This window comes from Streptomyces sp. rh34, from assembly GCF_002551245.1.
Classification (GTDB): Bacteria; Actinomycetota; Actinomycetes; order Streptomycetales; family Streptomycetaceae; genus Streptomyces.
Map to the genome: position 1 here is coordinate 1 of NZ_NTGZ01000247.1, position 10,966 is coordinate 10,966.

The following is a 10,966-nucleotide window of genomic DNA, read 5'->3' on the forward strand; positions in this document are numbered from 1 at the left end:
GTGCGGGCCCGGGCGGTGCCCGCACCGACCTCGCCGTCGCCGCCGCCAGCGCCGCCGCCGCGGCTTCGGCCTTCGCGACGGTCAGACCGCAGGACAGGGTGCTCCCCGCCGGCCTGCAGCCGGTGGTCGGCTGGGGGGCGTGCGCACTGCTGCTCGCCGCGGGCCCCGGCACGCTCATCCTCGATCTGGCCGGGGTCGTCACGCTGCATCTCGACGACATCGAGTGGGCGGACTTCCTGCACCGGGTGTTCCTGGTCGCGGGCGGTGCGGTGTTCGGGCTCTCGGTCCTCGCCCACCAGCGCCGCGTCCGGGAGGCCTGTGCGTACTGCGGCCGCAGCCCGGGGCGTACCGGGCCCCGGCCGCGCGTGGACTGGATCGGGTACGCGGCGGCGGTGCTGCCCCTGCTCGGCTTCGCCGTGCCGCACTGGCTCTGGGCGCTCGGGGTGCCCTTCGGCATCCCGCAGGAGAACGCCGACGAGCTCAGCAGGCCGGGGCTGGCGGTGGCGGTGGCCGCACTCGGCGCGGTGGCCGCGGCCGCCGGAGTCGCCACGCTCGCCCTGGTACGGCCGTGGGGCGAACAGGTCCCCGCCGCGGTGCCGTTCATCGGCGGCCGGAAACTGCCGAAGGCGCTGGTGATGGGGCCGCCCCTGCTGGCCGCGGCCGCGCTGACGCCGTACGGGCTGTGGGGAATCGTGGCCACGATCGGCTACGCCCTCGGCCTGGTCCGGCCCGCCGAGGGAAAGCTGGAGGGCATCGAGCACTTCGGCAACCAGCTGACGTACGCGACCTTCTTCGCCTGGGGCGTGTCGCTGGGCGCCGCCGCCATCGTCTACCACTACCGAACACGTGGTGCCTGCCGCAGGTGCGGGCTCTCCGGCTGACGGCAGTTTCCTGCCAGCACGGGCGGCCGAGCGTCCAATCGGCGGCTTGAACTGTTTTTCTGGCAGCGGGACCGGGTCGTCTCCCGGAACCCCACCCCGCTATGTCCTTTATCGAGTGAGGTTGTTGGTGGACGTTGCCATAGAAGCAGAGGGGCTGCGGAAGCGATATCGCGGACACGAAGCCCTGCGCGGGATCGATCTCTCGGTGCCCGCGGGAACGGTCCTGGGCGTTCTCGGCCCCAACGGCGCGGGTAAGACCACGGCCGTCCGGGTGCTCACCACGCTGCTCGCGGCGGACGGGGGCAGGGCCAGGGTCGCCGGGTTCGACGTGGCCGCACAGCCCGGCGAGGTGCGCCGCAGGATCGGTCTCACCGGTCAGTACGCGGCCGTCGACGAACTGCTCACCGGACGCGAGAACCTGACGCTGATCGGCCGTCTCCACCGCCTCGGCCGCAAGGGTGCCAAGGCGAAGGCGGCCGAACTCCTCGATCAGTTCGATCTGACCGAGGCGGGGGACCGGCCCAGCCACACCTACTCCGGAGGCATGCGCCGCAGGCTCGACCTGGCCGCGAGCCTCCTCTCGGAGCCGCAGGTCATCTTTCTCGACGAGCCGACCACCGGCCTCGACCCGGCCAGCAGGATCGCCCTGTGGGGCATGGTCAGGGACCAGGTCGCACGCGGTGTCACCGTGCTGCTGACCACGCAGTACCTGGAAGAGGCCGACCAGTTGGCCGACCGCATCGCCGTCATCGAGGCGGGGCGCGTCATCGCCGAGGGAGCCCCCGCCGAACTGAAGCGCACGGTCGGCGGCGAACGTCTGGAGGTGTCCACGGCGAACGTGGCCCACCTGGGGCTCGCCGCGGAAGCACTGGCCAAGGTCGCGCCGGACGACCGGATCGTCGTGGAGGAGACCGAGGGGCGGATCACCATTCCGCTCACCGGAGGCGTACGGGGCATCACGGCGGCCGCCGCGGCCCTGGAGGCCGCGGGGGTCGAGGTCCAGGACTTCTCCGTCCGCAGGCCGTCCCTCGACGATGTCTTCCTCTCGCTCACCGGCAGGTCCGACCGGAGCGAGCCGGCCAAGGATCCGGCCACGGACCCGGCCACCACCGAACCCACCCAGGAGAGGGCAGCCGCATGATCGGCGTGCTGAGCGACTCCGGCGCACTCGTCGGCCGCCAGATGCGGCACATCCGCCGGGTGCCCACCAAACTGCTGAGCGTCACCCTCATGCCGGTGGCGTACGTTCTGCTCTTCGGTTACCTGTTCGGCAGCGCCATGGAGGTGCCGAACGGAAGCTACCGGGAGTTCATCATGGCGGGCATCTTCGTGCAGATGATGCTCTCCGGAATCCAGACGACGGCCCTCGGGGTCACCGGAGACCTGAACAACGGTCTCGTCGACCGATTCAGATCGCTGCCCATTTCCCGGGTGTCGGTGCTGATCGGCCGTACGGTTTCGGACATGGCACTGGCCGCCATCACCTGTGTGGTGATGGGGGGCGTCGGCTATGCCATCGGCTGGCGCATGAACGAGGGAATCCTCAACGGCCTGACGGGGTTCGGACTGCTGCTTCTCATGGGACTCACGATGTCCTGGATCGGCTGCTGGATCGGGCTGGCGCTCCGCAGTGTGGAGGCCGTCAACTCGGTCGGATTCGTCCTGACGTTCCCCCTGGCCTTCCTCTCGTCGGCCTTCATCCCGCTCACCGGGCTGCCCGGCTGGCTGCGTACCGTAGCCGAATGGAATCCGGTCAGCGCGGTGGCAGGTTCCTGCCGCGAGCTGTGGGGAAATCCCGGAGCCGCCGCCAGCGATTCCTTTCCCGCGCAGCATCCCATTCCCGTCGCTTTCGGATCGATGCTGCTCCTGCTGGCCATCGTGGTTCCGCTCGCGCTGCGCTCCTATCGCAAGGCCGTCGGTTGATCCTGTCGCATTCCTTCTCCCCCGCACGGGGGAGAAGGTTCATCGTCTGGCCGGATGCCCGCCGATTCGGTCCGCGGGCAAGGTGAGAGCAGCGAGCACCTTGCTGCGGCATCCATTTCCACCGAGGACGGAACATGCGCGTAACCCAGGACGTCACCGCCACTGACCCCCAGCAGCCGGCACCGTCTCCCTCGGCGCCATGGTGGGCGGAACGGGTCGCGCCCGCAGCCGCCGGCTGGGCCTTCGTCTACGGAGCGTTCGTCCTCTCCTGGGCGCTGGGCAGCGACTGGGGCAGACCGTTCGGTGACATCGACGTGCCGTGGGTGCTCTACGGCGGGCTCGCCGCCCTGTGCGCGGCGGCAGCCGTCGCGGCGCTGGCGACCGTACGGGTCAGGCCGGGCACCGTGCGCCCCGGCCTCGCGGGCAACGCGCTCTGGGCCTTCGCCGCGATCTTCCTCACTGTCGCACCCGGCACCCTCACCCTCGATCTGGCCAGTGTGTTCACCGCGCACTTCGACGCCATCGACTGGCCGCCCTTCCTGATGAAGCTGTTCGCCGTGCTCGGCGGAGCGCTCTTCGTGGGGGCCGCGGTCTCGTACCGCAGGCGACTGCACAAGGCCTGCGGCCACTGCGGACGCTTCGGCGGCGGCAGCGGGCAGCGGCGCCGCTGGGAGAAGGCCGCGGGGTACGCGGCCGTCGCCGTGCCCACCCTCGGATTCGCCCTGCCGCACGTGCTCTGGGCGATGGACGTGGCGTTCGGTGTCACGGAGAAGGGCGCTGCCGATCTCAGCGCCCCCGACACCGCACCCGCCCTGTGGGTACTCGCGCTGCTCACCGTCGCCGGCTCCGTGCTCACCCTCGGTCTGGTCATGTCCTGGGGCGAGGCCTTCCCGCGCTGGATTCCGCTGCTCGGCGGCCGCGCCGTTCCCCGGCTGCTCGCGATGATCCCGCCCCTGGTGGTGGCGGCCGCGCTCACGCCGTACGGAGTGCTGGGCACGGTCGCCATGACCGCGAACGTCACCGGGGTCCACGAACTCTCCGCCGAACGCATGGGGGAAATGGAGCCGCTCGGCTTCTACATCACGTATCTGACGTTCGCCGCCTGGGGCGCGACCCTGTGCGCGGCGGCCTTTATGTATCACTACCGCACCCGCGGTGCGTGTGCCCACTGCGACGGGCACCGCGGGCTTCCGCCTGAGGAGAGTTCCTGATGTCAGAGTCCAGCGCCGTGCCGCGCACTCTCATGGACCCGGAATTCATAGCGAACCCCCATCCCCTCTTCGCCCAGCTGATCGACCAGGGGCCGGTCAGGATGACGATGTACCCGGGTGGCCCCCAGACCTGGGTCGTCACCCGTTACGACGATGTCCGGCAGATCCTGACCGACCCCACCGTGCACAAGAACCCGCTGTACGCCATGGACATCCTGGGGGCGGGCGGCCCGCCGCCGGAGCCGGAGGAGGGCTCCCTCGACCCGAGCACGGTGCTCACCCGGCACATGCTCAACAGCGACGGGGACGAGCACACCCGGCTGCGCAAGGTGGTGGCGAAGGCGTTCACCGCCCGGCCCGCGAAGGCCCTGCGGCCGCGCGTCGAGCAGCTGGCCGCCGAGCTCCTCGACAAGCTGACGGAGGGCCAGGAGGTGGACCTCGTCCAGGCGCTGGCGGTTCCGCTGACCACCGCCACGATCTGCGGCATGCTCGGCATCCCGCCGGAGGACCAGGAGACCTTCCACGGCTGGTTCGACTCGGTCACCAATGTCACCGACCCGGAGGAGGCCCAGTCGGCGGCCTCCTCGCTGATCGACTACCTCGTCAAGATCGTGGCCAGCAAGCGGGAGAACCCCGCTGAGGACATCATCAGCGAGCTGATCACGGTCACCGACGGCGAGGACAGGCTGTCGGAGTCCGAGCTCCTCTCCATGATCTTCCTGCTCCTCGGCGCGGGTCACGAGTCGACCATCAGTCTGATCGGCAACGCCGTGATCGCCCTGCTCCAGCGGCCGGCCGAATGGGACCGGCTGCGCGCCGATCCCGCGTCGGTGGCAGCCGTGGTGGAGGAGGTGCTCCGCTTCGACACACCGTCGCACCTGGCCACGTTCCGCTACACCACGGAGCCCGTGGAAATCGGCGGAGTCACCATCCCCGCGCGGGAGTCGGTGCTCGCCGCCCTCGGAGCGGCCAACCGCGACCCGCGGTACGTCGAGCGCCCGCAGGAGTTCGACACGGGCCGCTCGGGCCACAGCAGCCACCTGGCCTTCGGCCACGGCGTCCACCACTGCTTGGGCGCGCCGCTGGCCCGGGTGGAGAGCGTGGTCGCGCTCGGCGCGCTGCTGGAGCGCTTCCCCAACCTCCGCCTCGCCGTCGACCCGGCCGAACTGCAGTACCGGCCGAGCCTGCTGGTCCGCGGCGTGACCCACCTGCCGGTCGTCCTCTGACCGTCGGCCGCGGCCCGGACCCGGGAACACCCGGGTCCGGGCCACGGCCGAACCGGCGACCCGGTCATCGCCACGGTTCCGACCTGCACCATGGGGCGAGCCTGCTATGCCGCAGGCTGTACGAAGGCGTCGCGCGGCCGCGGCTTTCCCCATGGAACGGAACGATTACGCATGAGCCCCGAGAGTGAAGGCATCGACGCTTCGCAGGACGATGCGCAGGAAGTTCTGTATCGACTTGTCGATCAGGAGTCCGGAGAGGTTCTGATCGCCGCCGAAGATCTTCTGCACTACTTCGTGGAGGAGGACCGGGAGCCGCCGGAGACCGTCACCTTCGTACGAACGCACCAGGTCGGCCGTGCCCGCCGGAAGACCGAGCAAGCCGAGCTGCAGGTCGTCGACCGGCAGGGCGGAACGATCGGGGCGTACTACCTCGGGAGGGTGTGCGCCGCGTTCCGGCACGAACTCGTGTCGTCCGTCGAGGACCGCCCCGACCTCGACTACACCTTCGGGCACACCTGCGAGTACCCCCGGGCGGGGGAGATGTGGCGGCAATGGGCCGCGGGTCGACCCGTCGAGCGCGGAGAATGGGCCCGCTACCCGTCCGACCGGCACGAGAGCTGGCTGCACGTCGTGCAGACCGCCTGGTTCGACTCCGGACGGAACGCGACGCGTTACGAGACCGGCGGGACGGCGGTCCTCGACGGCTCCGGATTCACCACGAGGGGCGGCTTCTACTGCGCCTTGGGAGAAGCCGTCAACGGGCCCGGCGGCTACTTCGGCTCGAACCGCGACGCGGTCTACGACTGTCTTCGGACCATGCGGCGCGACGGAGCGGCTCCGTTCCGACTGGTGTGGCGGAACTTCGCGGCCTCCCGCGAGGCGCTGGGCAGTGATTTCACCGAGAGCGTCCTCGCTCTGTTCGAGGAGTGCGCCGTGGAGACCGAGCTGTCTTTGGGGGATGATCCGCACCGCTCCTTGAGGGCGGGCTTCTACGCCGAAGGCCCGGCCCGCTCGGCAGAAGCGGTCCGGGCCTTCGGGGCGTAAAACGCTCAGGCCGACGCCCGCGGATACAGCGCGCGCGGCAGCTGCGAGGCCGCCGCCGCGTCCAGCAGCCACAGGGTCCGGCTCCGGCCGTACGCCCCTGCCGCCGGGGCCTGGATCTCCCCGGCCCCGGACAGTGCGATGGCCGCCGCTTCCGCCTTGTCCTCGCCCGCCGCCAGCAGCCACACCTCGCGGGCCGCGCGGATCGCCGGCAGCGTGAGCGAGACGCGGACCGGCGGCGGCTTGGGAGCCCCGTGCACACCGACGACGGTGCGCTCGGTCTCCCGTACCGCGGGCAGCTCCGGGAAGAGCGAGGCCACATGCGTGTCCGGGCCGACGCCCAGCATCAGCACGTCGAACGTGGGCACCGGGCCATGGTCCCCGGGGCCCGCGGCGGCGGCCAGTTCGGCGGCGTAACCGGCTGCCGCCGCGTCCGCGTCATCGCCGTACGGGCCGTCGGACGCGGGCATCGCGTGCACCCGGGCCGGGTCCAGTGGCACCGAGTCGAGCAGCGCCTCGCGGGCCTGGGTGACATTGCGCTCCGGGTCGCCCTCGGGCAGGAACCGCTCGTCGCCCCACCACAGATCCAGGCTCGCCCAGTCGATCGCGTCCCGGGCGGGCGCGGCGGCGAGCGCGGCCAGCAGGCCGTTGCCGTTGCGCCCGCCGGTCAGCACCACCGAGGCGTGGCCCCGGGAGGCCTGGGCGTCCACGATCTTCGTGATCAGCCGGGCCGCCGCGGCCTGCGCCATCAGCTCCTTGTCGCGGTGCACGACCAGCTGGGGAGGCGTCACTTCGAAGCCGCCTTCTTGGCCGGGGCCTTCTTCGCGGCGGGGGCCTTGGCCTCGGCGGCCTTGTCCGCCTTCTCCTCGGCGCTCTCGACCGGCGCGGCCTTGACCTCGCCGCCCGCGTGCAGCCGGTCGACGCCGAACTTCACCGCGGACGCGTAGGTGTTGTCCGGGTCGAGCCGCCGCAGCTCCTCCGCCAGCAGCTCGGCGGTGTCGCGTCGCTTGAGCGCCACCCCGCGGTCCGGCTGGTTGTGCATGGAGAGCGTGGCCAGCGTGCCGTCGGCGCGGTCGAGGACGATCACGCCGTTCTTCGTCTCCATCCGGACCGCCGTGAGGCCGGGGCCCTCGGAGACCATGCGCTCCACCGGGACGCCGAGCCGGTCCGCGAGCCACATGGCGAGCAGCTCGCAGCTCGGGTTGTCGCTCTCGCCCTCGACGGTCGCGCCGATCACCTCGGCGGGCTGCTGGTCCAGCGACGCGGCCAGCATGGAGCGCCACGGTGTGATCCGGGTCCAGGCCAGGTCGGTGTCGCCCGGACTGTATGTCGCCGCCCGTACCGCCAGTGCCTCGATGGGGCGCTCGGCCGAGTAGGTATCGGTGATCCGGCGCTGGGCGAGGGCCCCCAGCGGGTCCTTCGCCGGGTCGGAGGGCGCGCCCTCGGGCCACCACACCACGACCGGGGCGTCCGGCAGCAGCAGCGGAAGGACCACCGACTGGGCGTGGTTGGCCAGTTCGCCGTGCAGGCGCAGGACGACGGTCTCGCCGGTGCCCGCGTCGGAACCGACCCGGACCTCGGCGTCGAGCCGGGCGTCCCGGCGGGCCCTCGGCGAGCGGCTGACCCGCTTGATCACCGCGATGATCCGCGAGGGGTGCTCGCGGGAGGCGTCGCCGGCCGACTTGAGCGCGTCGTACGCGTTCTCCTCGTCGGTGACGATGACCAGCGTGAGCACCATGCCGATGGCGGGGGTGCCGATGGCCCGGCGGGCCGACACCAGCGCCTGGTTGATCTTGCTGGACGTGGTTTCCGTGAGATCGATCTTCATGGCCGCCTCCAGCTCCGTCCGTCGCGTGCGAGCATCTCGTCGGCCTCGGTCGGGCCCCAGGTGCCGGCCGCGTACTTCGCAGGCTTGCCGTGCGTGTCCCAGTACTCCTCGATGGGGTCGAGGATGTTCCAGGAGAGTTCGACCTCCTGGTGGCGCGGGAAGAGGTTGGCGTCGCCGAGCAGGACGTCCAGGAGGAGCCGCTCGTACGCCTCCGGGCTGGACTCCGTGAACGACTCGCCGTACGCGAAGTCCATCGTGACGTCCCGGACCTCCATCGAGGTGCCGGGCACCTTGGAGCCGAAGCGCACGGTGACGCCCTCGTCCGGCTGGACCCGGATGACCAGGGCGTTGCCGCCCAGCTCCTCCGTGGCGCCGGACTCGAAGGGCAGGTAGGGCGCGCGCTTGAAGACGACCGCGATCTCCGTGACCCGGCGGCCGAGCCGCTTTCCGGTGCGGAGGTAGAACGGCACGCCCGCCCAGCGGCGGTTGTTGATCGTCAGCTTGATCGCCGCGTAGGTGTCGGTCGTCGACTTGGGGTCGATGCCCTCCTCCTCGCAGTAGCCGAGGACCTCCTGGCCGCCCTGCCAGGCGTGCTCGTACTGGGCGCGCACGGTGTGCTTGCCGAGGTCCTCGGGCAGCTCGACGGCGGTGAGCACCTTGAGCTTCTCGGCGACCAGGGCCTTCGGGTGGAAGGAGCCGGGCTCCTCCATCGCGGTCAGCGCCAGTAGCTGGAGCAGGTGGTTCTGGATGACGTCACGGGCGGCGCCGATGCCGTCGTAGTAGCCGGCCCGGCCGCCGATGCCGATGTCCTCGGCCATCGTGATCTGCACGTGGTCGACGTAGGACCGGTTCCAGATCGGCTCCCACATCGTGTTGGCGAACCGCAGCGCCAGGATGTTCTGGACCGTCTCCTTCCCCAGGTAGTGGTCGATCCGGAAGACCTCGTTGGGCGGGAAGACGTCGTGCACGAGCTGGTTGAGCTCCTGCGCGCTGGCCAGGTCGTGGCCGAAGGGCTTCTCGATGACGGCGCGCCGCCAGGAGCCTTCCTTCTGGTCGGCCAGGCCGTGCTTCTTCAGCTGCTGGACGACCTTGGGGAAGAACTTCGGCGGCACGGAGAGGTAGAAGGCGAAGTTGCCGCCCGTCCCCTGCGCCTTGTCGAGCTCCTGAATGGTCGACTTCAGCGTCTCGAACGCCTCGTCGTCGTCGAAGTTGCCCTGGACGAAGCGCATCCCCTGGATGAGCTGCTGCCAGACCTCCTCGCGGAACGGCGTACGGGCGTGCTCCTTGACGGCGTCGTGGACGACCTGGGCGAAGTCCTCGTCCTCCCAGTCGCGGCGCGCGAAGCCGATGAGTGAGAAGCCCGGCGGCAGCAGGCCGCGATTGGCCAGGTCGTAGACGGCGGGCATCAGCTTTTTACGGGACAAATCGCCCGTGACGCCAAAGATGACCAGGCCCGACGGCCCCGCGATACGCGGGAGCCGTCGGTCCTGTGCGTCACGGAGCGGGTTGGCTCCGGGAACAGCAGACAAAGTGGTCAGCCCTCCGAGGGGGCGAGGCGCTTGAGCTCTGCCTCGGTCGACTTGAGCAGGTCGGTCCAGGACGCCTCGAACTTCTCCACGCCCTCGTCCTCCAGCACCTGCACGACGTCGTCGTAGGAGATGCCGAGCTTCTTGATCGCGTCGAGGTCGGCGCGTGCCTGGTCGTAGCCGCCGGTGACGGTGTTGCCGGTGATCTCGCCGTGGTCGGCCACGGCCTCCAGGGTCGCCTCCGGCATGGTGTTCACCGTGTTGGGGGCGACGAGGTCGTCGACGTACAGGGTGTCCTTGAGGGACGGGTCCTTGACGCCGGTGGAGGCCCACAGCGGGCGCTGCTTGTTGGCCTGCGCCTTGTCCAGCGGGGCCCAGCGGTCGGAGGAGAAGACCTCCTCGTACGCCTCGTAGGCCAGGCGCGCGTTGGCCAGGGCGGACTTGCCCTTGGCGGCCTTCGCCTCGTCGGAGCCGATGGCGTCCAGGCGCTTGTCGATCTCGGTGTCCACGCGGGACACGAAGAAGGACGCCACCGAGTGGATCTTGGAGAGGTCCAGGCCCGCGGCCTTCGCCTTCTCCAGGCCCGCCAGGTAGGCGTCCATGACCGCGCGGTAGCGCTCCAGCGAGAAGATCAGCGTCACGTTGACGCTGATGCCCCGGCCGATGGTCTCGGTGATCGCCGGGAGACCGGCCTTGGTCGCCGGGATCTTGATGAGCGTGTTCGGCCGGTCGACCAGCCACGCCAGCTGCTTGGCCTCGGCGACGGTGGCCAGGGTGTTGTGCGCCAGGCGCGGGTCGACCTCGATGGAGACCCGGCCGTCCTGGCCGCCGGTCGCGTCGAAGACCGGGCGCAGGATGTCGGCGGCGTCGCGGACGTCCGCCGTCGTGATCATGCGGACCGCTTCCTCGACGGTGACCCGGCGGGCGGCGAGGTCGGTGAGCTGCTGCTCGTAACCGTCGCCCTGCGAGATCGCCTTCTGGAAGATCGACGGGTTGGTGGTGACGCCGACGACATGGCTCTGGTCGATCAGCTCGGCCAGGTTGCCGGACGTGATCCGCTTGCGCGACAGGTCGTCGAGCCAGATCGCCACGCCCTCGTCGGAGAGGCGCTTGAGTGCGTCTGTCATGGGTTGCATCTCCTACTAGTCGTATATAAGGCGTCAGCGTGTGGCGGCGGCGAGGGATTCCCGGGCGGCGGCGGCCACGTTCTCGGCGGTGAAACCGAACTCGCGGAACAGGACCTTCGCGTCGGCCGAGGCCCCGAAGTGCTCCAGCGAGATGATGCGGCCGGCGTCGCCGACGTAGCGGTGCCAGGTCAGGCCGATGCCCG

At 70.5% G+C, this 10,966-nt stretch carries 11 protein-coding genes; 6 read left to right on the top strand and 5 right to left on the bottom strand.

Annotated elements, in window-relative coordinates; genetic code table 11:
• From CR470_RS39830 to CR470_RS30630, 6 genes are all read left to right on the top strand, one after another.
• Positions 1-881: hypothetical protein (locus CR470_RS39830; protein WP_097870738.1), on the top strand; the 881-nt coding region annotated here is incomplete at its 5' end.
• Between the two features lie 127 nt (positions 882-1,008).
• The gene (locus CR470_RS30610; protein WP_097870739.1) at positions 1,009-2,022 is read left to right on the top strand and encodes an ATP-binding cassette domain-containing protein; all 1,014 of its coding nucleotides are present in this window, start codon (positions 1,009-1,011) and stop codon (positions 2,020-2,022) included.
• Positions 2,019-2,804: an ABC transporter permease gene (locus CR470_RS30615; protein WP_097870740.1), complete on the top strand. Its 786-nt coding sequence runs from the start codon at positions 2,019-2,021 to the stop codon at positions 2,802-2,804. The genes CR470_RS30610 and CR470_RS30615 overlap by 4 nt, the downstream gene beginning before the upstream one ends.
• Positions 2,805-2,938: 134 nt before the next feature.
• Positions 2,939-4,015 carry a hypothetical protein gene (locus CR470_RS30620; protein ID WP_097870741.1) on the top strand — a complete coding sequence of 359 codons (1,077 nt, stop codon included), beginning with the start codon at positions 2,939-2,941 and terminating at the stop codon, positions 4,013-4,015.
• A complete protein-coding gene (locus CR470_RS30625) occupies positions 4,015-5,241 on the top strand; it encodes a cytochrome P450 family protein (protein ID WP_218923792.1) in 1,227 nt (408 codons plus the stop codon). The genes CR470_RS30620 and CR470_RS30625 overlap by 1 nt, the downstream gene beginning before the upstream one ends.
• 171 nt (positions 5,242-5,412) lie before the next feature.
• The gene (locus CR470_RS30630) at positions 5,413-6,285 is read left to right on the top strand and encodes a barstar family protein (RefSeq protein ID WP_097870742.1); all 873 of its coding nucleotides are present in this window, start codon (positions 5,413-5,415) and stop codon (positions 6,283-6,285) included.
• Positions 6,286-6,290: 5 nt separating this feature from the next.
• On the opposite strand, the gene pgl is transcribed toward CR470_RS30630, so the two are convergent.
• The 5 genes from pgl to CR470_RS41390 form a co-directional block, all read right to left on the bottom strand.
• Positions 6,291-7,073, bottom strand: coding sequence for a 6-phosphogluconolactonase (gene pgl / locus CR470_RS30635; protein WP_097870743.1), 783 nt, complete (start codon positions 7,071-7,073; stop codon positions 6,291-6,293).
• On the bottom strand, positions 7,070-8,110 hold the full coding sequence (opcA, locus tag CR470_RS30640; protein ID WP_097870744.1) for a glucose-6-phosphate dehydrogenase assembly protein OpcA: 1,041 nt from the start codon (positions 8,108-8,110) through the stop codon (positions 7,070-7,072). Before opcA ends, pgl begins: the two co-directional genes overlap by 4 nt.
• The gene (gene zwf, locus CR470_RS30645) at positions 8,107-9,639 is read right to left on the bottom strand and encodes a glucose-6-phosphate dehydrogenase (protein WP_097870745.1); all 1,533 of its coding nucleotides are present in this window, start codon (positions 9,637-9,639) and stop codon (positions 8,107-8,109) included. Before zwf ends, opcA begins: the two co-directional genes overlap by 4 nt.
• A 5-nt stretch (positions 9,640-9,644) precedes the next feature.
• A complete protein-coding gene (tal, locus tag CR470_RS30650) occupies positions 9,645-10,763 on the bottom strand; it encodes a transaldolase (protein WP_097870746.1) in 1,119 nt (372 codons plus the stop codon).
• 33 nt (positions 10,764-10,796) lie between these two features.
• On the bottom strand, positions 10,797-10,966 hold a 170-nt coding region (locus CR470_RS41390), incomplete at its 5' end, for a transketolase-like TK C-terminal-containing protein (protein WP_179892426.1).

Excerpts from the sequence above, each read along its gene's own strand:
- CR470_RS30615 (WP_097870740.1), top strand. The coding sequence starts at position 2,019 with ATGATCGGCGTGCTGAGCGACTCCGGCGCACTCGTCGGCCGCCAGATG.
- CR470_RS30620 (WP_097870741.1), top strand. The coding sequence starts at position 2,939 with ATGCGCGTAACCCAGGACGTCACCGCCACTGACCCCCAGCAGCCGGCA.
- CR470_RS30625 (WP_218923792.1), top strand. The coding sequence starts at position 4,015 with ATGTCAGAGTCCAGCGCCGTGCCGCGCACTCTCATGGACCCGGAATTC.
- CR470_RS30630 (WP_097870742.1), top strand. The coding sequence starts at position 5,413 with ATGAGCCCCGAGAGTGAAGGCATCGACGCTTCGCAGGACGATGCGCAG.
- opcA (WP_097870744.1), bottom strand. The coding sequence starts at position 8,110 with ATGAAGATCGATCTCACGGAAACCACGTCCAGCAAGATCAACCAGGCG.
- tal (WP_097870746.1), bottom strand. The coding sequence starts at position 10,763 with ATGACAGACGCACTCAAGCGCCTCTCCGACGAGGGCGTGGCGATCTGG.